This is a genomic window from Celeribacter naphthalenivorans, from assembly GCF_020524585.1.
Lineage (GTDB): Bacteria > Pseudomonadota > Alphaproteobacteria > Rhodobacterales > Rhodobacteraceae > Celeribacter > Celeribacter naphthalenivorans.
Genome location: NZ_JAIVLK010000007.1, coordinates 171245 through 193445, shown reverse-complemented (window position 1 = coordinate 193445; position 22201 = coordinate 171245). Strand labels below are relative to the sequence as shown.

General features: G+C 60.2%; 18 protein-coding genes. 8 read left to right on the top strand and 10 right to left on the bottom strand.

Annotated features, from left to right (window positions below; all coding sequences use genetic code 11):
- Positions 1-71 precede the first annotated feature (71 nt).
- The 7 genes from LC094_RS16045 to kdgD form a co-directional block, all read right to left on the bottom strand.
- Positions 72-1304, bottom strand: a complete 1233-nt coding sequence (locus LC094_RS16045; protein ID WP_226553807.1) for an AGE family epimerase/isomerase — start codon at positions 1302-1304, stop codon at positions 72-74.
- Between the two features lie 10 nt (positions 1305-1314).
- Entirely contained in the window at positions 1315-2070 is a 756-nt protein-coding gene (locus LC094_RS16040; protein WP_226553806.1) for an ABC transporter ATP-binding protein, read from the bottom strand.
- Positions 2067-2924, bottom strand: a complete 858-nt coding sequence (locus tag LC094_RS16035) for an ABC transporter ATP-binding protein (RefSeq protein WP_226553805.1) — start codon at positions 2922-2924, stop codon at positions 2067-2069. Before LC094_RS16035 ends, LC094_RS16040 begins: the two co-directional genes overlap by 4 nt.
- A complete protein-coding gene (locus LC094_RS16030) occupies positions 2911-3756 on the bottom strand; it encodes an ABC transporter permease (protein WP_404815035.1) in 846 nt (281 codons plus the stop codon). The genes LC094_RS16035 and LC094_RS16030 overlap by 14 nt, the downstream gene beginning before the upstream one ends.
- A 59-nt stretch (positions 3757-3815) precedes the next feature.
- The gene (locus LC094_RS16025; RefSeq protein ID WP_226553803.1) at positions 3816-4856 is read right to left on the bottom strand and encodes an ABC transporter permease; all 1041 of its coding nucleotides are present in this window, start codon (positions 4854-4856) and stop codon (positions 3816-3818) included.
- A gap of 5 nt (positions 4857-4861) precedes the next feature.
- Positions 4862-6463: an ABC transporter substrate-binding protein gene (locus LC094_RS16020; RefSeq protein WP_226553802.1), complete on the bottom strand. Its 1602-nt coding sequence runs from the start codon at positions 6461-6463 to the stop codon at positions 4862-4864.
- Positions 6464-6529: 66 nt separating this feature from the next.
- Positions 6530-7441, bottom strand: coding sequence for a 5-dehydro-4-deoxyglucarate dehydratase (kdgD, locus tag LC094_RS16015; protein ID WP_226553801.1), 912 nt, complete (start codon positions 7439-7441; stop codon positions 6530-6532).
- 95 nt (positions 7442-7536) lie between these two features.
- On the opposite strand from kdgD, the gene LC094_RS16010 reads away from it, so the two are divergent.
- The 3 genes from LC094_RS16010 (at position 7537) to LC094_RS16000 (ending at position 10935) form a co-directional block, all read left to right on the top strand.
- Positions 7537-8301, top strand: coding sequence for a FadR/GntR family transcriptional regulator (locus LC094_RS16010; protein WP_226553800.1), 765 nt, complete (start codon positions 7537-7539; stop codon positions 8299-8301).
- Positions 8302-8373: 72 nt separating this feature from the next.
- Positions 8374-9345 (top strand): mannonate dehydratase, encoded by a 972-nt coding sequence (locus LC094_RS16005; RefSeq protein ID WP_226553799.1) that lies wholly within the window; start codon positions 8374-8376, stop codon positions 9343-9345.
- A gap of 57 nt (positions 9346-9402) precedes the next feature.
- Positions 9403-10935, top strand: a complete 1533-nt coding sequence (locus tag LC094_RS16000) for an aldehyde dehydrogenase (NADP(+)) (RefSeq protein ID WP_226553798.1) — start codon at positions 9403-9405, stop codon at positions 10933-10935.
- Between the two features lie 111 nt (positions 10936-11046).
- Here LC094_RS16000 and LC094_RS15995 read toward each other — a convergent pair whose 3' ends face one another.
- Together LC094_RS15995 and LC094_RS15990 are read right to left on the bottom strand one after the other, a co-directional pair.
- Complete coding sequence (locus LC094_RS15995) at positions 11047-11814, bottom strand: 3-keto-5-aminohexanoate cleavage protein (protein ID WP_226553797.1); 768 nt, start codon at positions 11812-11814, stop codon at positions 11047-11049.
- The gene (locus tag LC094_RS15990; RefSeq protein WP_226553958.1) at positions 11811-13145 is read right to left on the bottom strand and encodes an aspartate aminotransferase family protein; all 1335 of its coding nucleotides are present in this window, start codon (positions 13143-13145) and stop codon (positions 11811-11813) included. Before LC094_RS15990 ends, LC094_RS15995 begins: the two co-directional genes overlap by 4 nt.
- A gap of 136 nt (positions 13146-13281) precedes the next feature.
- On the opposite strand from LC094_RS15990, the gene LC094_RS15985 reads away from it, so the two are divergent.
- The 5 genes from LC094_RS15985 to LC094_RS15965 all read left to right on the top strand — a co-directional run bounded on the left by LC094_RS15985 (position 13282) and on the right by LC094_RS15965 (position 19775).
- Positions 13282-14145 (top strand): MurR/RpiR family transcriptional regulator, encoded by an 864-nt coding sequence (locus tag LC094_RS15985; protein ID WP_226553796.1) that lies wholly within the window; start codon positions 13282-13284, stop codon positions 14143-14145.
- Between the two features lie 45 nt (positions 14146-14190).
- Positions 14191-15156, top strand: coding sequence for a TAXI family TRAP transporter solute-binding subunit (locus tag LC094_RS15980; protein ID WP_226553795.1), 966 nt, complete (start codon positions 14191-14193; stop codon positions 15154-15156).
- A gap of 74 nt (positions 15157-15230) precedes the next feature.
- The gene (locus LC094_RS15975; protein WP_226553794.1) at positions 15231-17846 is read left to right on the top strand and encodes a TRAP transporter permease; all 2616 of its coding nucleotides are present in this window, start codon (positions 15231-15233) and stop codon (positions 17844-17846) included.
- Positions 17843-18274 (top strand): universal stress protein, encoded by a 432-nt coding sequence (locus LC094_RS15970; protein ID WP_226553793.1) that lies wholly within the window; start codon positions 17843-17845, stop codon positions 18272-18274. Before LC094_RS15975 ends, LC094_RS15970 begins: the two co-directional genes overlap by 4 nt.
- A 217-nt stretch (positions 18275-18491) precedes the next feature.
- Positions 18492-19775 carry an ATP-binding protein gene (locus tag LC094_RS15965; RefSeq protein WP_226553792.1) on the top strand — a complete coding sequence of 428 codons (1284 nt, stop codon included), beginning with the start codon at positions 18492-18494 and terminating at the stop codon, positions 19773-19775.
- Positions 19776-20018: 243 nt separating this feature from the next.
- Here the strand turns inward: LC094_RS15965 and LC094_RS15960 are convergent, their stop codons facing one another.
- Positions 20019-22115, bottom strand: coding sequence for a TonB-dependent receptor (locus tag LC094_RS15960; RefSeq protein WP_226553791.1), 2097 nt, complete (start codon positions 22113-22115; stop codon positions 20019-20021).
- Positions 22116-22201 lie beyond the last annotated feature (86 nt).

The window sequence follows — 22201 nt, the reverse complement described above, 5'->3', positions numbered from 1 at the left end:
GCCATGCAGTACGATTTCACAAAGGGCCGTTTTCACCCGCGCGAAGGCTGCTTGCGAAGGCCCGCATCTTTCTACTCAGAGGTTTCGGAAAGCAGCCCGGTGATGCCCTCATAGTGCTGCGACACCCCATCATGCAGCGGATACAAAACGGCCTGAAGGGAGTGATAGATGTCCGGTTTGCCGGTGAACTGGCGGTCGCAGGGACGGCCTTGTGCATCGATTTCCGGGAACCAGCCATGGCCCTTTTGATCGATAAACAAGGTAAAAGCGGTGTCCCAAAGGCGGGTGTACCACGCGTGGTCCGAGGCGCGCCCGTCGACTTTTAAAAGTGTAGCAACGGCCCCAATCGCTTCGGCCACAGGCCACCAATATCGGTCACGCACACGCGGCGATCCATCGAAATCGAGCGTGTAGGCAAACCCTCCCTCGGGCAACCAGGCATCATTGAGCGCGGTTTCGATCAGCGCCCGTGCCTTCTGCAGCGCCCCGGTGTCGGGGCGTCCCGAGAGGTCCCAATGCTGCAAAAGAAGGCGGCCGATCTCGAAGGAATGGCCTGGCGTTGTTCCATAGGGGCGGAACATCGGATTGCCCTCATAGGTTTCGTCCACGCTCCAGTCCGCGCGGTAATGTTCCGGCAATCGCCAGCCGTTGGAGGCGCCAATGTGATCGACGAAAAAGGACAAAATCCGTCCGGCGCGTTCGAGATAAACGGCCTCGCCCGAGGCCTCGAACGCACTCAAATGCGCTTCGATTCCATGCATGTTGGCGTTCATGCCGCGATAGTCCGAAAAGATGCTCCAATCCCGGCGGAATTCGTCTTGCATCAAGCCCGCAGGTTCGTCCCAAAAGCGTTCAGAGATCACCTGCGTGACATCATCGCGCAGACGTTTTGCGTCCGCATGGCCCGCGGCCTCGGCGCTGGCGGCTGCCAGCAGAACAAACATGTGGCCATAGGCCAGCTTGTCGGTGTCGACAGGGCCGTTTGCGTCGAAAGACCAAATATAGCCGCCATACGCGCTGTCCCGGTGGTTGTCCCATAGGGCGCGCATCCCGGCATCGACCAGAGGCATACAGCCGGGATGCCCCGCCAAATGTCCCAAGGCGTAGGAATGTACCAGTCGCGTTGTGGTGATCAGCTCCTGCGGGCCTTCGATGGCGGCCCCGTCGCGGTCGAGAACCGCCAACCGTCCATCCGGGCGCAGACTGGCGCGGAACAGATCAAGTTGGCCGCGCGCGTCCTCTTTCAGTCGCGCCACAAAGGCTGGGTCATGCACGTCGGTCAATGTGGTATGAGGCAGTGTCACGGCATTTCCTTCAGACAAAACTGGCATCGATCAGATGCTGGGCATAGGGGTCAGTGGCGCGACGCGCGGCAATGGCCTCTGGTGCGAACTCATCGACAAATCGGCCGTCCTTCATCACCAGAATACGATCGCACATATGCGCGATGACCGACAGGTCATGGCTGACCATCACATAGGTAAGTGCTTCGGCGTCTTTCTTATCCGACAAGAGGTTGAGCACTTCGGCCTGAACGCTGACATCCAAGGCCGAGGTCGGTTCGTCCAGCAACAGGATGGGCGGGTTCAAAACCAGAGCGCGGGCGATGGCCACGCGCTGGCGCTGGCCGCCCGACAACTCATGTGGGAAACGCTCGGCGAAACTGCCCGGCAGCCCGACCTGTTCCAGTGCGTCTTCCACTTGTCCCGGGCGCACGGCAAGCCCCATGCAGCGCAAAGGTTCCGTGATCGCGCGGCGGATGCGGTGGCGCGGGTGCAAAGAGGCAAAAGGGTCTTGGAACACCAGCTGCAATCGGCGCAATTCTTCTTGGGTGCGGCGGTGCGAGACGGGGCTTCCTTCGACGCGAATTTCGCCGCTCCAGCCGCGCTCAAGGCCGGTCAGGCACCGCAGCACGGTGGACTTGCCGCAGCCGGATTCCCCAACGATCCCCAGCGTTTCGCCGCGCCGGACGTCAAAGTCCAAGGCGCGGACCACATGGTTGCGATGCTCGCCCTCGCCATAGACAACGTCGAGTCCCCTGACTTCAATGGCATGGTTTTTGGTGCTCATGACTGAGCCTCCATCTGTTCGAGCCGTTTGCGATCCGGCACGTGAAGGCGCCGCACGGGATTGGAAGGATCGGGCAGCGCCGACAAGAGCCCTTGGGTATAGATGTGCTTGGCCTGTGTCAGGTCTTGGATCATCTCGACCACACGTCCCTTGTACATGACCGCCACCTCGTTGCAAAAGGCGGCAACCATGCGGATGTCGTGGCTGATCAGGATCAGGGAGGAGCCTTGTTCACGCACCAATTCGTCGAGCAACTCCAGAACCTCAGCGCGGACACTGACATCCAGTGCCGAGGTCGGTTCATCCGCGATGACAAGGCGGGGCCGGGCAATCAGCATCATCGCGATCATCACCCGCTGGCCCATACCGCCGGAAATTTGATGAGGGTAGAGGTCCATGACGCTGGCAACGTTGCGAATGCGCACCCGGTCAAGCATCTCTGCGGCGGCGTTGCGCGCGGCGCGGCCCTTCAGCCCGAGGTGCAGATTTGCGGCTTCGGCCACCTGATCGCCGATCGAGCGCACAGGGTTCAGGGAATAGCGCGGGTCCTGCATGATCAGCGCCATGTCTTTGCCGCGCAGTTTGCGAAAGCCTCTTTCATTCAACTTTCGCAGATCCCGCCCTTCAAGCTCCATCAGATCGGCCTCGACCGTGGCCGAGGGCGGCAGAAGTCGCATCAGGGCGCGCCCCACGGTGGACTTGCCGGAACCGCTTTCCCCGACGATGCCGAGACGGCCTGCGGAGAGCGTGAGATCGACGCCGTTGACGGCCTTGAGCGCGCCGCGACCGTAGCGGACGTTCAGCCCCTGCACGCGCAGGGTCGGGGCGGCGGGCTTTGTATCAGGAACGGTCATGGCGCGGATCCAGGATGTCGCGCAGGGCGTCGCCTGCGATGTTGAAGGAAAGGCTGGTCAGCAGGATCGCGATGCCGGGCATCACGGCCACCCACCAGTAGTCGATCATATATTGTCGCCCGGCGGAGATCATCGCGCCCCATTCCGGGGCTGGCGGCTGTGCGCCCAGTCCCAAGAACCCGAGAGAGGCCGCCGTCAGGGTGATCACCGCCATATTCAGCGTCAGGCGCACCACGACGGACGGAATGCACATGGGCGTCACATAGAGCGCGATCAGGCGCAGATGTCCTGCGCCATAGACCCGCGCTGCCGAGACGTAATCGGAATTGCGGACCACCAGCGTTTCCGCCCGTGCCAGACGCGCGATTGGCGGCCAGGAGGTCAGCGAGATCGCGATGATCGCGGTGTTCAGGCCCGGGCCGATGGCGGCGGCAAAGGCCAGCGCGAGGACGAGCGACGGGAAGGACAGCACGATATCGGTGATCCGCATCAGGATCGTATCGGTCCAGCCGCCGAAGTAGCCGGCGACGACGCCGATGATCAACCCGATGGGGCCAACAATGGCGGAGACCGACAACACCGTGCGCAGCGTCAAACGTGAGCCCCAGATCAGACGGCTGAGAATATCGCGGCCGAATTCATCTGTGCCCGCCCAATGTGCCGCCGAGGGCGCCGAAAGCGCATCGGACAGAACCTGACGGTTCGGTGAATAGGGGGCCAGAAGCGGCGCGAACAGGGCCACCAGGACCAACAGGCCGATCAGGATGAAACCGGTGAGCCCCAAGGGCTCGCGTGCCAAGTTGCCCCAAAACGGATGACGCAGAAACCGCATCGCGATATTCGGGCGTTTGCTCAGGGCGCCCTCAGTGGTGTGAGACATGGATGGGGCGCTCATGCTGCCTCCTTGGTGCGGGGGTCCAGAAGAGTGTAGGCAATGTCCGACAGGAAATTCAGAAGCATAAACACCACTCCGATGATGATCGTGGCTGCGACCACTGCATTGATGTCGCCGATCAACAGGGCGCTGGTCATATACTGCCCAATGCCGGGCCAGGAGAAGACGACTTCGGTCACCACGGCACCTTCGAGCAGGCTGCCATAGGAAATCGCGGCGACGGTGATGAGTTGGACGCCAATGTTGGGCAGGATATGCCGCCCGAGAATCTTTGCCGGGCTGACACCTTTGGCGCGCGCGGCGATGACATAGTCTTGCGACAATTGTTCCAGCGCAAAGCTGCGTGTCATGCGGGTGATATAGGCCATGGCCGCATAGGCCAGCATCGAGGCGGGCAGGATGATATGTGTCAGGGCATTGCGAAAGATGTCAGTCTCACCGGCCAAAAGGCTGTCGACAAGGATCATGCCGGTGACATTGGGGACGATGCCCTCGTAATAGACATCGATCCGGCCGGGGCCGCCCACGACCTGAAGGATCGCATAGAAGATCAGCAAGCCGATCATCCCAAGCCAGAACACAGGAACCGAATGCCCCACGAGAGAAATCACACGGATCGTCTGATCGACCCATGTGTCGCGGCGCAATGCGGCGGTCAACCCGAGGGGCACCCCGATGAGCATCGACAACACGATCGCCAGTGTGGCCAGTTCGAGCGTTGCCGGGAAGGCGCGCCAGAGGTCTTCGGCGACCGGGTTGCCGGTCAGCGCCGCGACCCCGAGATCGCCGTGCAGCATGTTCCAGACATAGTGTCCGAACTGCACCAGCACAGGTTGATCCAACCCAAGGCGCGCGCGCATCGCGGCATAGGCCTCGGGGTCGGCCAGTTCCCCGACCAAGGTGCCCACCGGGTCGGTGGGCAAAACACGGCCAATCACAAATGTCACCGCGATAAGCACAAGCAGGCTGAGGAGAAGCTGGATCACTCTCTGACCCAGCTTCATCGACGCCACGGATTTCATGACAGACCGTGCCATTCAGTTCACTCCGATTTCGAGACTTTGTCGAGGCGTGTCACCTGCTGCGGATGCCCTTCGTAGCCTTTCACGTCGGTCGAGATCGCCAGCGGCAGAAACCGTTCGAACATCGGCAGGATCGCGGGCACCGCATCGACGAAGGCCTGTTGCATTTCACCATACATGGCGACACGTTTCTCAGGGTCGTTTTCCTTCATGGTGCGGGCGGTCAATTCCGTCAACTCTGGGATGTCCCAGCCGGAGCGCCAGACAAAATTGCCCGCATTGTTCGCTTCGGGGCTATTGTCGGGATTGTTCGAAAACTGCTCCATCGCGCCCATCGGGTTGGGCATATAGGCCCCGGTTTGCGGCACCAAAAGTTCAAAGTTCCGCGCCCGGTGATCCGGCACAATGTCCGCGCCGCTGCCCTGCGTGATGGACGCCTCGATCCCGATGTCGGCAAGACCCGCCTGAATGGCCGTCGAAAGCTCGACCCGTGGCGTTTGGGCGATCACTTTGATGTTGGTCGTGAAGCCGTCCGGGTAGCCCGCCTCGGCCAGCAAGGCGCGTGCCTTCTCGGGGTTGTAGTCCCAATCCGGGTCCGGCAAAGCGCCCTCATAGGCCATCGGCACCGGAAGCAGGCGCTTTTTGCCGTAGGGGCCCATGATCGCCTGCTCGATCCCGTCGTAGTCGATGGCGTGGAAAATCGCCTCGCGCACTTTGGGGTTGGAATAGGGCTCCTGAGTGACATTCATGGCCAGCGCGTAGAACCCGCCGGTGGAAATGCCGCGCACGTCGACCCCGTCCTTGTCCGAGAAATATGCGATATCCTTGGGCGACAAAGCGCCGGCGATGTCGATGTCGCCGCGCTCCAGCATCAAGCGCTCGGCCTGGCTTTCGGGCACGTGACGCATGACAACGCGTTTCAGGATGGGCGCGCCGCTCCAGTTGTCTTCATCGGCATTCATGATCACGATGTCATTCGGCGCCCAGCGTTGCAGATCGAAGGGGCCGGAACCGGCGGCATGGGTCCGCAACCATCCGTTGCCCATATCGCCATCTGCCTCATGCTCCATCACTTCGGCCCGCTCGACGACGGAGGCGGCCACTTCGGAGAGGCGATACAGCAGGAAGTCTGCCGCCACTTCGCCGGTCAATGCGATGCGGAAGGTGCGGTCATCAAGTGCCTCGGTCAGGCTGTCGATATTCTCTGCCGTATATCCCGTCGACCCCAGTTTGGCGGCTGGCGCCTGATTCAGTTTCAACACCCGGCGGATCGACCAGACCACATCCTCAGCGGTCACGGGATTGCCGGTGTTGTTGAACACGGCGTCCTTCAGATGGAAGGTGATCCCGTCCTCGGTGATCTCCCAGCTTTCGGCCAGTTGCGGCGTCAAGTTGCCCGCCGCATCGGAGGCCACGAGGCGGTCATAGAGATTTGCCATGATCTCCAGCGAGGTCACCTCTTGGCCCTGATGCGGATCGAGAGAAATCACCTGTGCCAAGGACGTGCCGTACACAAGCGTGTCCTCTGGCGTTGCGGCCATGGCGGGGGTCATGCCGCTCGCGGCGAGGCTTGCCGCCAGAATGCCAGCGGCGACCCCGGACTTCAAAGATTGTACACCCATCGTTTCCTCCCTTGGGTTGTTCCTGTTTGGCGCCAATCCTCCTTGGCCGCCAAACGGTTATGTGGTTCAGGCTGCCTGCTTTGTCTGTGCAATCAGGTCCTGAAGCATTTCTTCTTCTTCCCCCGTTAAATCGGTCAGCGGCGCACGCACCTTGCCGACGGCAAAGCCTTGTTGACGCACACCCGCCTTGATGGCGGAGACGGCATATCCGGGCTTGCGGGCACGAATATCCATGAAGGGGAAAAAGAACTCGTTCAGAATACGCCCACATACATCGCGCTTTTCGGCTCGGAGTGCCTTGTAGAATTCCTGCGCAAGGCCGGGCACAAAGTTGAACACGGCAGAGGAGTAGGTTGTGAAGCCTGCGCCAAGATAGGCCTCGGCGAAGAGCTCGGCTGTCGGCATGCCGCCGATATAGGTCAGCCGATCCCCCAGCGTTGCAGTTATTTTGCGCACGAGGGCCAGATCTCCCGTGCCATCCTTGAAGCCGATCAGGTTCGGGCAATCGTCCGCCAAACGCGACAGCGTATCGGCTTCGAGGACACAATTGTCACGGTTGTAGACGGTCACACCCAGGCCCGTGGCATCGCAAACCGCTTTGACATTGGCATAAAGCCCCTCTTGCGGCGCGTCGATCAGATAGTGGGGCAGGAGCAGAATTCCGTCCGCTCCTGCTTTCTCGATCTCGCGGGCCAAGTCCACGGCCACCGCGCTGCCCCAGCCACAGCCGGAAACAATCGGAACATTGCCGGAGGCGGATTTCGCAGCGCGCACGATGCCCGGGATTTCATCGGGTCGCAGCGAGAACATCTCGCCCGTGCCGCCTGCCGCAAACAGTGCCGAGGCATTATAGCCTGACAGCCATTCGATGTGCTCGGCATAAACATCAGGGGCAAAGGCGCCTTCGCTGTCAAACGGTGTGACGGGAAAGGAAAGAAGCCCCCCTCCGAGTGCGGATTTGATCTCTTGCGTGTCCATGGCGCGATGCTTCCTCTCTGCTCACCCCTGTCCCACATTTGACTTGGTGAGAGCATTAAGGGATGATATCAACAATTCATACGATGAGTCATAGTATGATTCCATTCTATACGCAACATGAGTCTCAAAATATGCTCGAAGTACGCAAAACGAAGGCCCGCCTGGCAGAGAGTGTCGTGGCGCAGATCCGTCAAGATATTGAAAGCGGGCGCACGCCGCTCGGCGCCCAGCTTCCAACCGAACCCAAGCTGATGGAGGCCTTTGGCGTCAGTCGCACCGTCATCCGCGAGGCGATTGCCGAGTTGCGTGCCGCAGGCATCGTCAATCCGGTGCAGGGCAAAGGCGTCTTCGTGGCGGAGAAACTGCCCAACGCTCTTTTGACTCTGTCACAGGATGAACGCCGCTCGATTCCTCGTACAATTGAGTTGATCGAGTTTCGCACGGCGATCGAGGTGGAGGCCGCCGGATTGGCCGCACTGCGCCGAACTAGCTCTCAAGAATTTGATATTATGTCAAAAAACTCAATAATGAAAAAATCAATTCTGGATGAGAGCCGCACCTCTCAAGCGGATTTCGATTTTCATATGGCGATCGCAACGGCCGCCAACAACGGGTATTTCCCACAGGCCCTGTCGCAGTTCGGCCCCTCGGCCATCCCACGTGCTTCGCTGCCAAATCTGACTGAGGCGCGTAGCCAGACCTACCTTGAAACCATTCAGGCGGAACATGATCGCATCGTTCACGCCATTTCGATCCAGGATGCCGTTGAGGCAAGGGCGGCGATGCGCGCGCATCTGGAAAATTCCCAGGCCCGCTACCGCGCGCTCTCCCTTGCTCTCAGTGAAGCGACCGACAGGTGATCGAGTTGGGGCTAGGCAGGCGCGTTAAGTCATACTATGACTTGACCTGACCTAAGATTCGGGAGGAGCCCCATGTATATCGGAACACAGCGCGAACCGCGTCATGCCACTGACTTTAAGATGCTGACACAGTTCGGTGTTCGCCATATTTCACTGGACCCGCCCGGGCCGTGGACGGAATGGACGCTTGAGGCATTGGAGCGGCACCGTGATGAGGTCGCATCTCATGGCATGATCTTGGATATGATCCAGTTGCCGTTGCCTTCGGTGGCCGTGGATCGCGCGCCCTGCGCCGACATTCTTCTGGCCGGGCCGGAGCGGGACCGCCAGATCGCGGGCATCTGTGAGCTCATCGAGAATTGTGCCCGGGCCGGTATTCCGGCGGCCAAATACAACTTCAACTACATTGGCATCCCGCGCAGCGAAGATGAGATCGGGCGCGGCGGTGCGCGCCTGCCGTCCTTCTTCTGGGACAAAATGGACCCTGACACCGCGCCGCCGTGTGAGCCTCTGGAAGAAGAAGAGATCTGGGAGCGGGCCGAGTATTTTCTGCGCCATGTTGTGCCGGTCGCGACCAGCGCCAAGGTCCGGCTGGCCTGTCATCCGCACGACCCCTGGACCCCGCCCGGCTATCGTGGTGTGACCCGTATTCTGGGCACGTTCGAAGGCATGAAGCGTTTTGTCGAGACCCACGAAAGCCCTTATCACGGTCTCAACTTCTGTATCGGAACTATGGCCGAAAACCTTGATGCGCCGGATGCCGAGATGGACGACATCATCCGGTGGTTCGGGACGCGCGGAAAGCTGTTCAACATTCACTTCCGGAACATTCAGGGTAGCAAAGGAGGGTTCTCAGAGGTGCTGCCCGACGATGGCGATGTGAATATGTTGCGCGTGCTGCGGGTCCTCGAAGAGGTCGGCTATCAGTATATGGTCATGCCGGATCATGTGCCCGAGATCGACGCCGTGGACCCGGAAGGTGCCGCTTTCGCATTTTCCTACGGTTATATCGCCGCCGCCATTCAGCACGCGAAAGGCGCGTGATCGGGACGCGTTTTGTGCCCCGTTTTGATGAGACAATACACTTTGAAAGGATGCAGTATGACGGACAGCTCTGTCTTCACCCCGCACGGCAAACATCTGGTCGCGGGCGACTGGATCGCCAGTGCCGAGACCTTTGCCTCCGAGCCCGCCCACGGGCCGTCGCATAGATTTAGTGTCGGCACGGTTGATCTGGTGAATGCTGCCTGTGAGGCGGCAGAAGAGGCCTTTTGGAGCTATGGCTACACGTCGCGCGAGGAACGCGCGGTCTTTCTTGAGGCCATCGCAGATGAAATCGAAGCCCGTGCCGAGGCGATCACCGAGATCGGCACACAGGAAACCGGCTTGCCGGAGGGCCGTTTGCAAGGCGAACGTGGCCGGACCACCGGGCAGTTGCGCCTCTTCGCGACGCATATTCGTGAAGGCGCCTATCTCGACCGCCGTGTCGACGAGGCGCTGCCTGATCGTCAGCCCCTGCCGCGTCCGGAACTGCGGATGATCCAGCGTCCGATTGGTCCCGTTGCGGTTTTCGGCGCATCGAACTTTCCGCTGGCCTTTTCCACCGCAGGCGGGGACACCGCTGCGGCACTGGCGGCTGGCTGTCCGGTCGTGGTCAAAGGCCATTCTGCGCACCCGGGCACCGGCGAAATCATTGCCGAAGCGATCCATGCCGCGATTGAAAAGACGGGCATGCCGAAGGGTGTTTTTTCGTTCATTCAGGGCGGCACACGCGAGGTCGGGGCCGCGCTCGTGCAGCATCCGCTGATCAAGGCCGTGGGCTTTACAGGCTCTTTGGGCGGTGGTCGGGCCTTGTTCGATCTTTGCGCGCAGCGTCCGGAACCGATCCCCTTCTTTGGGGAGCTGGGGTCTGTGAACCCGATGTTCATCCTGCCCGAAGCGGCCGCCGCGCGTGGTGAGGCCATCGGCACGGGCTGGGCTGGGTCGTTGACAATGGGGGCAGGGCAGTTCTGCACCAACCCCGGCATCGCGGTGATTGCCAAAGGGTCGGAAGGGGACGCCATTGTGGCCGCCGCCGCCAAAGCCCTGAGCGCCGTTGCGCCACAGACTATGCTGACCGATGGCATCGCCTCGGCTTATGTCGCGGGCAAGGCTCGGTTCCACGACCGCAACTCTGTCCGTGCGGTGTTCGAGACCGAAAGCGCGGGGCGTGACGTTTGTCCGAACCTTTATGAAACCGATGCTCAGGCCTATCTGCAGGATCATGCTCTGGGCGAAGAGGTCTTTGGGCCGCTTGGACTGGTCATCCGCACCGAGACGCCGGAGCAGATGGTGGAGTTGGCCAAGGGGTTTGAGGGGCAATTGACCGCGACGCTGCACATGGATGCAGGCGATGCGGTGCTGGCGCGGAAACTTCTGCCAGTGTTGGAGCGCAAGGCGGGCCGGGTCATGGCGAACAATTTCCCGACAGGTGTCGAAGTGGCCGATGCCATGGTGCACGGCGGGCCTTACCCGGCGTCGACAAATTTTGGCGCGACCTCGGTCGGCACCCTGTCGATCCGCCGTTTCCTGCGCCCGGTGTGCTTCCAGAACATCCCGGAGGGCGTCCTGCCTGAGGATCTTGCTTCGTTCTAAAAGGGTGCGGTTTTTCTGACCGGATCCACATCGGGTCGAACATATCACTCAACGGGCGCGTGTTTTCATATCACGCGCCCGACGCGCGTCGTGAAACCATGACGCCTGCCTCTAGCTCAACGCCAAGGCGGCACAGAGGTCTGCGACCCGCGCGGCATTGTTTTCGGCCAATGTCCCATCGGCATGCCACAGCGAATTTTCAAAGCCCACTCGCATTTTCCCACCCAACGCAGCCGCAGCTGTCAGCGCGGCCGTTTCCCCCGTCCCAAAGGCACAGACCGCCCAATCGGGTGCGATCCCACGGCTGCGCATCCATTGCGTAAAGGGGGTGAGCATGTCGGGGGAGGAAATTTGCCCCGCCGTATAGCGCCCCAGCACGAACAGGAGTTGCAGCGCGGGATTTTCGAACTGCTCACATGGCAGCACGCGGGCGAGATGTTCGGCATCCTCCCGGTCGTAACAGATATGTTGGACAGTGATCCCGGCGTCCGCGCAGTCCCTATAAAAACGCCCGGCCACCTCCGCCCCATCCCGCAACATTTCGCGCAGGGAGACAGAGACCAGCGAGGCGCCCGAGTGCAGCGCGACATGGCGTTGATGTGGCGGATGGTAAATGCCTGCGGCCTCCGTCGTGATCTGAAGCGCCAGCCCCGGAACCTGCTCCGAGAGATGCGCCAAAGCCTCGCGATAGGCGCCGCTGTCGAGGAGGTGCGTGCCCTCGGGGGTGCGCAAATGGAAATGCAGCCCCTGTGCGCCTGCCGTTTGGCAGGCCCGCGCGGTGTCGGTCAGCTCATCAAGGGACATCGGAAGCGCAGGGTGGTCGGCCTTGGTCTTTGTCGCACCATTGGGGGCGACCATGATGCGGGGCAGGGCGGTCACGAGAGGGCTCCGGTCAAAGCGCTCTCAAACGCGGTGCTGAGTTTTTCGACCAACTCCCCGACCTGATCATCGGTCAAGATGAAGGGCGGCGCGAGGAGCACGTGATCGCCCTTTTGCCCATCGACTGTGCCCCCCATCGGGTAACAGATCAGCCCGGCCTCGAAGGCAGCGGCTTTCACCTTTTTGTTGATCCCAAGCGCCGGATCGAAGGGGGTTTTGCTGTCGCGATCCGCGACGATTTCCAGCCCGCGGAACATGCCACGCCCGCGCATGTCGCCAATATGGGGATGATCCGCAAACGCGGCGCGCAGGGCGTGATCGAGGGTGTCGCCCATCCGGGCCGCGCGTTCGACAAGCCCGCCCTCCGTAAGTTTCGTCACGACCGCATCGCCTGCTGCACAGGCGACCGGGTGGCCGATATAGGTGTGGCCATGCTGAAAAAAACCGGAGCCTTGCACAAATGCCTCGTGAATGCGGGCGGAACAGAGCGTGGCGCCGATCGGCTGATACCCGGCACCGAGTCCCTTGGCGATGGTGAGGATGTCGGGGGCGACGCCGTCCTGTTCACAGGCGAAAAGCGTGCCGGTGCGCCCCATGCCGCACATCACCTCATCGAGGATCAAAAGCACACCGTAGCGATCACAAATCTCGCGGATGCGTTTGAAATATCCGGGCACAGCGGGCACCGCGCCCAGCGTCGCCCCGACAACCGGCTCCGCGATGAAGGCGATGACAGTGTCCGGCCCGACCCGCAGCAATTCTTCTTCCAACGCATTGGCAGCCCGCAGACCGTAGGCCTCAAGGCTCTCGCCCGCCTCTTGTTCGCGATAGGCATAACACGGCGCGATATGAGAGGTTTCCGCGAGAAGCGGGGCGAATTGCGCCTTGCGCCAGACATTGCCGCCCGCCGCGAGCGCGCCCAAAGTGTTGCCGTGATAGCTTTGGCGGCGCGAGATGAACCGCGTGCGCTGCGGTTCGCCGGTTTCGACGAAATATTGCCGCGCCATTTTAAGCGCGGTTTCCACCGCTTCCGAGCCGCCGGACAGGAAATAGACCTTATCAAGCCCGTCGGGGGCATGGGCAATCAGGCGTTCGGCCAGAGCTTCGGCAGGGTCCGAGGTGAAAAAGCCGGTGTGGGCAAATTCGAGCGTTCCGACCTGTGCCTGCACTGCCGCAATCACATCGGGATCGGAATGCCCGAGACAAGACACCGCCGCGCCGCCGGAGCCATCCAGATACCGCTTGCCGGTGCTGTCATAAATGTAAGCGCCTTCGCCACGGACGGCCGTCGGCGGTGTGGTGCGGGAATTGCGGTAGAAAACATGCGTCATCATCTGTGCTCCGGGTGAGAAGAGGCCGCCTGAAGCGGTCACCTTTCACATGATGAAACACATGGTTCGAGAGTTGACAATAATTGAAACAATTGAAACAGTCCTGAGAACCACATCACATGCGCGGGATGGCAGATTGTCGGCGAGTTATCAGCAAAGGCTGGCGGAGCATTACGCCGATTTGAGCCCGCGCCTGCGCGAGGCCGGGGATTATCTTGTCGAAAACCCGCTGGATGTGGCGACGCGGTCGCTGCGGGCCCTCGCAGAGGAGGCGCGAATCGCTCCGGCTACCTTCAGCCGTCTGGCCCGCGCTTTGGGGTTTGAAACATTTGAAACCCTGCGCGAAGCCGTGCGCTCCCAGCTTTCCCTCAAGGTTTCGACCTTCGCCACACGCGCGAAGGACCTTCGGGAGAATCAACAGGGTGCATCGGAACGGCTTTTGATGCGCTCTCTGGAGACGGCCCATCACAACCTTGATGAGCTTGTGCGGGGGCTTGATCCTGCGCGTCTCGCGGATCTGGTCGAGGTGTTGCACAAGGCGCGCCGCGTGCTGATCGTGGGGGCGTTGGGCTCTACGGGGATTGCGGAATACGCCGGGTATATGGCCAATTTTCTTGGCGATAAGTGGCGGCTTGCCGGGCGTATGGGGGCGTCCTACGGCTCAGCGCTCAGCGAGATGGACGCGCGGGACGCCATGTTGGTCATCACCATGACCCCCTCTGCGCGGGTCTCGGTCCACGCGGCTGAGGTTGCGCGACGTCAAGGGGTGCATGTCACTGTAATCACGGATGGGTATGCCTCCCCCGCATTGCGTTACGCCAATACTTCGGTCATCATTCCAGGGGAAACTCCGAACTTTTTTAACACTTACACCACCACGGTATTTTTTCTTGAAATGCTCATGGCCATGCTTGCGCAACACGCCGGACCGGATGTTGTGGAACGCATATCAGAGATCGAGCGCCACAACCGGGCGCTTGGAGAAGTGGTCGATCTCTGAGGCGAGGATGCCTCGGGATGACCAAAAACACTAAGGGAGTCACTTATGACCAAACACATGAAACTCGGCCTCGCTGCCGCTGCTGCTTCCGCGATGATTGCGGGCTCTGCGATGGCTGAAGAGTTCGTCACCATCGGCACCGGCGGTGTGACCGGTGTGTATTACCCGGCCGGCGGCGCGATCTGTCGTCTGGTCAACAAGAACCGCAAGGAAACCGGCGTGCGTTGTTCGGTCGAATCCACGGGCGGTTCGGTGTACAACGTGAACACGATCAAGGAAGGCGAGCTGGAATTCGGCGTTGCGCAATCCGACATCCAGTACAACGCATTCAACGGCGTCGTGCAGTTCGATGGTGAGCCCTTCGATGGCCTGCGTGCCGTGTTTTCCATCCACCCCGAGCCCTTCACCGTTGTGGCGCGCGCAGATTCCGGCGTGAAAACCTTTGAAGATCTCAAAGGCAAGCGCATGAACATCGGCAACCCCGGTTCCGGTCAACGCGCGACCATGGAAGTTGTCATGGACAAGCTTGGCTGGACCACCGACGATTTCGCTCTGGCGACCGAACTGAAGCCTGCGGAACAATCTGCGGCGCTGTGCGACAACCAGATCGACGCCATGGTCTACACCGTGGGTCACCCGTCCGGGTCCATTCAGGAGGCCACCACCGCCTGTGACTCCGTGCTCGTCGAAGTGGCAGGCCCGGCGATTGAAGAACTGGTTGCCGACAACCCCTACTACCGGACCGCGACCATTCCGGCAGGCATGTACCGTGGCAATGACGAAGACGTGCAGACCTTCGGTGTCGGCGCGACCATCGTGACCTCCGCGGACGTGTCCGAAGATGCAGTTTACGCCGTGGTGTCCGCCGTGTTCGACAACTTTGAAGACTTCAAAGGTCTGCATCCGGCCTTCGCCAACCTGAAGCCGGAAGAAATGATCAAAGACGGTCTCTCCGCTCCGCTGCATCCGGGTGCTGAGAAGTACTACAAAGAACAGGGCTGGATGGAATAATCCGTTCCTAACAGTTCGAGGGCGGCGCATCAGTGCCGCCCTTTTCCCAAAAAATAATATCAGGGTGGTTACACATGGCAGACGCTGAAAAACGGGCGTTGAACGAGGAAGAGCTCCAGGAACTGGTTGCTGCCTCTGACAGTGGCGCACGCAATGTGCCGGGAACATTGGGTAAGGTGATTGCGACAGTTGCGCTGTTGTGGTCGGTTTTCCAAGTGCTCCTGGCGTCTCCGATCGGGCTCAAAGTGCTGCCCGGCGACATGATCAACAACGCGCGACAGATTCACCTCGCCTTTGCGATCTTTCTGTCGGCCATGTCCTATCCTTTGTTCAAATCCGCCTCCAAGACGTCGGTCCCGTGGTATGACTGGATTCTCGGTCTCGGCGGGGCCTTTTTGGCCATGTATGGCTATGTGTTCTACGAGAAAATCGTCGCGAATGGCGGGCTCGCGGACGCAAGCGACGCCTATTTCGCCTTGGCAGGTCTGGCATTTTTGTTCATTGCGGCCTACCGGACGCTCGGTCCGGTGATGGTCGTGCTGGCCATCGTGTTTCTGGCCTATGTGTTCTTCGGGGCGTCCGAGGCCGTGCCGGACTCGATCCGCTGGGCGGGCGCCTCGCTGCGCAAGGCGATGTCGCATATGTGGATCACGACCGAGGGCGTCTTTGGCATCGCGCTGAACGTCTCGACGCAATTCGTGTTTCTCTTCGTCCTGTTCGGCGCTTTGCTCGATAAGGCCGGGGCCGGGAATTATTTCATCAAAATGGCTTTTGGCGCCCTGGGGCACCTGCGTGGCGGTCCGGCCAAGGCCGCTGTTGTCGGCTCTGCTGCAACTGGTCTGATCTCCGGCTCCTCCATTGCCAATGTGGTCACCACCGGCACCTTCACCATTCCGCTGATGAAACGCGTGGGTTTCTCGGCCGAGAAAGCCGGGTCGGTCGAGGTCGCGTCCTCTGTGAACGGTCAGATCATGCCGCCCGTGATGGGGGCAGCGGCCTTTCTCATGGTGGAATACGTCGGCATTTCCTATTTCGAGGTGATCAAGCACGCCTTCGTGCCCGCGATCATTTCCTATATCGCGCTGGTCTATATCGTTCACCTCGAAGCGGTGAAAAACAACATGCCCACGATTGGCAACAAGGTGGTGTCGCTCTGGCGCACGATCATGGGGATGTTCCTGTTCTTCGCGGGCTTTGGTGCGCTGTGCTATGCCACGCAATTCCCGGTCCGGCTGATCACCTCTGCCGTGCCGGAAGGTTCTGGCTGGATTCTCGCCGTCTTGCTCGGCGTGATCTATGTCGCGCTGATCAAGCTCGCCGCCGATGCCGACGAGCTGGAGGCCGACGATCCGAATGCCGAGGTGGTGGAACTGCCCGATGTGGCAAAGCTCTGGAAAGCCGGGCTTTACTACCTGATGCCGATCATCGTTCTGGTCTATTTCCTGATGATCGAACGCAAATCGCCTGGCCTGTCGGCGTTTTGGGCGACCTTCCTGTTGTTCTTTATCCTGCTGACGCAAAAGCCGCTCAAGGCGATGTTCCGAGGGGAAAGCGGTGCGGGCCAGAAGGTCAAAGAGGGTGTGGTCGATCTCGTCGAAGGTATGATCGACGGTGCGCGCAACATGATCGGCATTGGCCTTGCGACCGCCACCGCCGGGATCATCGTCGGCACCGTGTCCTTGACCGGCATCGGTCAGGTGATGGCGGATTTCGTCGAGTTCCTTTCTGGCGGCAATCTCATTCTGATGTTGCTGTTCGTGGCGATCCTGTCGCTCATCCTCGGCATGGGCCTTCCGACCACGGCGAACTATATCGTTGTGTCCTCGCTCATGGTTTCGGTCGTCGTCGAGCTTGGCGCGCAATCGGGTCTGATCGTGCCGCTGATCGCCGTGCACCTGTTCGTGTTCTATTTCGGGATCATGGCGGATGTGACGCCGCCTGTGGGACTTGCGAGTTTCGCGGCGGCGGCGGTCTCGGGCGGCGATGCGATCCGCACCGGCTTTACCGCCTTCTTCTACAGTCTGCGCACCGTGGCCCTGCCGTTCGTGTTCATCTTCAACACCGATCTTTTGTTGATCGATGTGACCTGGGTGCAGGGGATCATTGTCTTTGTCATCGCGACCATCGGCATTCTGGTGTTCACGGCGGCCACGATGGGCTTTTACATCACGCGGTCGCGGATCTGGGAAACTGCGGCGCTCTTGCTTGTGGCCTTTGCTCTGTTCCGACCGGGCTTTTTCATGGACATGATCCAGTCGCCCTATCACGACATTGCCCCCGCCGCCGTCGAAGAGGCCCTGGCCGAAGCACCTGTCGGATCGCAGTTGCGTGTGGTCGTCACGGGGCCGGATTTCGACACGCTTGAAGAGAAAGAGCTTCATCTTGCGCTGATCGTCCCGGAAGAGCCGGGCGGGGCCGCGCGCCTCGATGCGCTTGGTCTGATGCTGATGCCTGAGGGCGACGCGATGGTCATGGACGAACCGATGTTTGGCACCGATCTGTCGGACAAGTTGGCCAGTTTTGACTTTTATGGCGACGAGCCCGTGCGTCTGACCGCCGTGCAGGCCCCCGCCGATCAGCTCCCCAAAGAGTTGATGTTCATCCCTGCGCTCCTTCTTTTGGGCCTTGTGACCGTCCTGCAACGTGGCCGGGCGGCCTCTTCGCGTGAACTCAAAGGAGAACTGGCATGATCAAGACCATTCTATGTGCCATTGATGTGAACCGTCCAAAAGATGAGATCAAAGTGCTGGAGACCGCGCAACGGCTTGCTGCGGTGGAGAATGCGCAGCTCGATGTCATTACTGTGCTCCCCGACTATGGCATGAGTTGGGTGGGCGGCTATTTCGACGAAAACCGCACCAAAGAGGTCCGCGAGAGCGTCAAGAAAACCTTGTTCGACTTCGTCGAAGAGGTGCTCGGTGCCGAAGCGAATGCGCAGGTGCGCCATATCGTGGCCGTCGGCACCGCCTACCATGAAATTCTTGAAGCCGCAGAAAAGGACGAGGCGGATTTGATTATCCTTGGGGCGCATCGTCCAGATCTCAAAGATTACCTTTTGGGTCCGAATGCCGCCCGCGTCGTGCGTCATTCCAAATCGTCGGTCTACGTTGTGCGCTGACGACTGTTCTGAGCGACGTTCGGGCAGGTTTGACACCTTGAGTGGCAACCTGCCCGATTTACATGTGCCATCAGTGTGGGCCGCCGGCACCCGCTCCTTGCAGTGCGCACAGTCTGACGCGGCATGAGGGTAATGGTTGTTTCGTGCGGGCACTAAAGGTCATGTCGTGAAAGTCCTAATGGACATTTGGTGAGCCTCTTGGTAGTCATCTCGTGACATGAATGATGCTGATGAATATCTCCCGCGCCACCTGACGCCTGAGCTGCAGGACGCTCTGGCAACGGCACGCGTTGTCAACCTTGTCGGACCACGTCAGGTTGGCAAGACGACCCTTGTGCGCGATCTGTTTCAACAGGGGCGTTTCCTCACGCTGGACGATGCGGCGATTCTGGCGGCGATGGAGGCGGACCCCGAAGGTCAGCTGACGAGCCTTGCCGAGGAACAGCCGGATGCACCGGTGATCATCGACGAGGCCCAAAGGTCTCCGAAACTTGCTTTGGCGATCAAGAAAATCGTCGATCGCAATCGCCGGAAAGGGCAGTTTGTGCTGACCGGTTCCTCCAACGTTTTCACAACGGCGGAGGTCGCGGACTCGCTGGCGGGCCGAATGCAGACGCTCAAACTCTGGCCGTTGACGACATCCGAGGTCCATCGGGCGCCGGTCAACCGGTTGATCGACTGGGCGATGCAGCCGGACCCAAAGCTGTCGCAAATCGCAGAGCACGCACATCTGGGACGCAAAGACTATGTCGATCTCCTCCTCATGGGCGGTTACCCCGAAATCCGCGCCCTGCCACTCCGTTCACGGCAACGGCAGTACCGCGATTATATCGATGCGGTGGTGGATCGCGACGTGGCTGATGTCATGCCGGTGCGCAAACCCGATGCACTTCGGTTTCTGATCGACCAAATGGCGGCGCGGACCGCACAAGAGATCAACACCTCCGAACTGGCGAAACTGGCAAAACTCAAACGCGAAACGGTGGATCAGTACCTCGACATTCTCATGCGGCTCTCCTTGGTGACCAAGCTGAGCGCATGGATGCCGGGGGAGAGCAAACGGGATATCAAACAGCCAAAGTTCCATTTCGTGGACACCGGAATTGCCAGCGCGCTGCGCCGATTGAATGACAGATCCTTTGACATCGGCAACAGTCCCGAAGCCTTGGGCGGGCTGTTGGAGAGCTTTGTCGTCGGTGAACTCCAACGCGCTCTGCCGATGCAAGACGAAGACCATCGTCTCTATCATTGGCGCAGTGCGGATCGTCGCGAGATCGATATTCTGATCGATGGCGGCCATCGGTTGGTTGGCATCGAAGTCAAAGCCGCGACCACGGTTGCGGCCGATGATTTCAAGCATCTGAAATGGTTCGCCAACAATGGGCCGGGCAAAGGCCGCAGCACCGTCGGGATCGTGTTTTACCTCGGGCAGGAAAAGCTGACCATGGGAGAGGGCAACTTCGCCCTGCCGCTCAGCGCGCTTTGGGCGCAGGTGCTTTAATTACACCATGATAGTCGAGTGGGAGGCTCTGTTTGTTTCCGCTCAGGCCTGACCCATGCGGCGCATATCGGGGTGTATTGTCTGAACTTCCCGGTTTTTAAACCGATAAAGCGCGACTTTATCGCGACAAGCTGCGGGGCAAGCCGCGTGATGTTTGGGACGAGACGCACTTCGGCCCCCCCCCCCTTGCAGGCGAAGGGGGGGCGTCGGCTGCGGTGCATGCCGTGATGTGAAGCAGCGATGTTAAAATGTTCCGCGAATGCCGATCCCGACGGTGCGCGGCGCGGTGATGGCGGCCTCGGTGCCTCCCTGTGTACGGTTGAACTGCTTGAACGTATCTTCGCGAATGTCGAAAATATTGTTCACATAGCCATAAAGCTCGATCCCGTCATCGAACGCATAGGAGGCCTGAAGATCCGTGATCGTGTAATTGCCGATCTTGTAGTCTTCGGTGTTTTCCGCGTCAGAGAAATAGCCCCCGGCCACATGACGCAGTTGCCCGCCGACACGGATTTGATCCGTCACGGCCCAGTCTGCCCCAAGCGAGAGGGTCACAGGCGGGGCCTTGGCAAAGCTGTTGTCCTCGAAATCGGTGTTTCGGCTGATCTCCGTGATCTTTGTCTTGAGCAACCCAAGGCTGCCGTTCAGCGTCAGGACAGAGCTCGGCGCATAGTCGATCCCGAGGTCCAGGCCGTAGGCATAGGATTCTTCGGCATTGATCGTGTAGGTGTTGAACACGCCCGGAGAGACTTCGTTGAGCACGTTGTACTGTGCATTGGCGTAATCCATGTAGAACAGGTTCGCCGTCAGGAACATCTGATCCCCCATCAGCCGCGCACGTGCAAAGAGCTCGTAGTTGTCGATGGTTTCTGCTTTGAACTCTTCCCAAGTGTAGGTCGTGAAATTCGGCGACAGGCCGCCCGGATTATAGCCTTTGCTGTAAAGCGCGCCCACGGTCCACTCGGGCGTCAGCTCATAGGACAGCGCCAGACGCGGCAGCACTTCGGTAAAGGTTTCGTCGTAATCGGCAGGTTCAGTGATCCAGTTTGAGGTCCCGGTCCGCTGGATGCGGTCTTTCTCGATGCGAAGCCCCGCATTCAGGCTCCAGCGATCGGCAAAGTTCCACGTCGTCTCGCCAAACAGCCCGAGATAGGTTTTCTCGTCTTCATACACCGTGTCTGGGGCGACGCCATCGGCTTTGGCGATGAACAGCCAAAGATCGTCGCTGCGGTCGACCTTCTTGGCGTAGAAGCCCACGAGGCCGGACAGCTCATCCTCCGTGTCACCAAAGGAGAGTTGGATTTCATTGGACACCTCATCGGATTTAATGATCGCATCCCCGCGCCCGATCCCCGTGGTGCGCAGCGTGTCGGCCTGACTGACCTGCAACTGATTGAACAGTTTCATCCCGTTGAAAAAGTCGTAATTGACATCGAGCGTCGCGGTGTTCACCTCGACATCGAGGCTCGGCAGAGAGGTCGCGTAGCTGTTGTCGAGATCGTCATAGGGGGTGGTTGCCATTTCCTGCGTCGGGCGATTTCCGTCACTATGCGCCAGCGTCAGCATCATCTCGAGACCGGCAATTTCGGCCGGCGCCCAGAGCAGCTTGCCGCGCAGGTTAAGGTTCTCGAAATCGAGATTGGCGTCTCCCGGCACAAAGCCCGGGTTGGTGTAATCGATGATCCCGTCGCGACCGGAATAATCCACCGCAATCCGCCCCGCCAAATCGTCGCTCAGCGCATTGGAATAGGCAAAGGACAGACGCCGCGTGTTGTAGCTGCCGTATTCGGCGCGGTAGGCGCCTTCGGGGGTGAAGGTCGGATCTTTGGTATTCACCACGATCGCCCCCGCGATGGCATTGGCGCCTTGTGAGGTGGTCTGTGGCCCGCTGAACACTTCGACGGTGTCGACATCCCAGGTCGAGGAGGCCCCGAAGGTCAGTTCGTAGAAGTCCTGATAATGACCGTCGACGCTGACCGTGCCACGCGGCACGGTGCCGCCGAAGAACGCCACGGCACCGTTTTGCGGCCCCTGTGTGTCGATGCCACGGATCACCGGCGCGCTGACATTGTCCGGGTAGATCACGTTGGGTGTCGAGGCGACCACTTCGTCGATGGTGGCACGGCCGACCTTTTGGTTTTCGATTTCCGCCTCACCGACCACCGAGACGGAGGTCGCTGTCTCGGACAGGTCACGGTCCACCTTTTCGCCGCTCACGATGATCGGGTCGAGCATGATGATCTCGCCTGCGCCTTGTGCCATCGCGCCGTGTGCAGACAGGGACGCGACCAAAGCCATGAGACTGGTGGTGCGGATGAATTTAGATTGGGCTGTTGCCATGTTTCCCTCGGGTGTTCGCAGTGACTGGCCCGCTGGCTAGGGAAGTGGCTTGCAGCATTTCGTTCCGCATTGCATTACGCATTCCG

What these genes read in the sequence shown, in the direction of transcription:
- LC094_RS15975 (WP_226553794.1), top strand. Translation starts at nt 15,231, where the DNA reads ATGGCAGACGCTGAAAAACGGGCGTTGAACGAGGAAGAGCTCCAGGAA.
- LC094_RS15970 (WP_226553793.1), top strand. Translation starts at nt 17,843, where the DNA reads ATGATCAAGACCATTCTATGTGCCATTGATGTGAACCGTCCAAAAGAT.
- LC094_RS15960 (WP_226553791.1), bottom strand. Translation starts at nt 22,115, where the DNA reads ATGGCAACAGCCCAATCTAAATTCATCCGCACCACCAGTCTCATGGCT.
- LC094_RS16010 (WP_226553800.1), top strand. Translation starts at nt 7,537, where the DNA reads ATGATTCCATTCTATACGCAACATGAGTCTCAAAATATGCTCGAAGTA.
- LC094_RS15980 (WP_226553795.1), top strand. Translation starts at nt 14,191, where the DNA reads ATGACCAAACACATGAAACTCGGCCTCGCTGCCGCTGCTGCTTCCGCG.
- LC094_RS15965 (WP_226553792.1), top strand. Translation starts at nt 18,492, where the DNA reads ATGAATGATGCTGATGAATATCTCCCGCGCCACCTGACGCCTGAGCTG.
- LC094_RS16030 (WP_404815035.1), bottom strand. Translation starts at nt 3,756, where the DNA reads ATGCGGTTTCTGCGTCATCCGTTTTGGGGCAACTTGGCACGCGAGCCC.
- kdgD (WP_226553801.1), bottom strand. Translation starts at nt 7,441, where the DNA reads ATGGACACGCAAGAGATCAAATCCGCACTCGGAGGGGGGCTTCTTTCC.
- LC094_RS16025 (WP_226553803.1), bottom strand. Translation starts at nt 4,856, where the DNA reads ATGGCACGGTCTGTCATGAAATCCGTGGCGTCGATGAAGCTGGGTCAG.
- LC094_RS16020 (WP_226553802.1), bottom strand. Translation starts at nt 6,463, where the DNA reads ATGGGTGTACAATCTTTGAAGTCCGGGGTCGCCGCTGGCATTCTGGCG.
- LC094_RS16000 (WP_226553798.1), top strand. Translation starts at nt 9,403, where the DNA reads ATGACGGACAGCTCTGTCTTCACCCCGCACGGCAAACATCTGGTCGCG.
- LC094_RS15990 (WP_226553958.1), bottom strand. Translation starts at nt 13,145, where the DNA reads ATGACGCATGTTTTCTACCGCAATTCCCGCACCACACCGCCGACGGCC.
- LC094_RS16005 (WP_226553799.1), top strand. Translation starts at nt 8,374, where the DNA reads ATGTATATCGGAACACAGCGCGAACCGCGTCATGCCACTGACTTTAAG.
- LC094_RS16035 (WP_226553805.1), bottom strand. Translation starts at nt 2,924, where the DNA reads ATGACCGTTCCTGATACAAAGCCCGCCGCCCCGACCCTGCGCGTGCAG.
- LC094_RS16040 (WP_226553806.1), bottom strand. Translation starts at nt 2,070, where the DNA reads ATGAGCACCAAAAACCATGCCATTGAAGTCAGGGGACTCGACGTTGTC.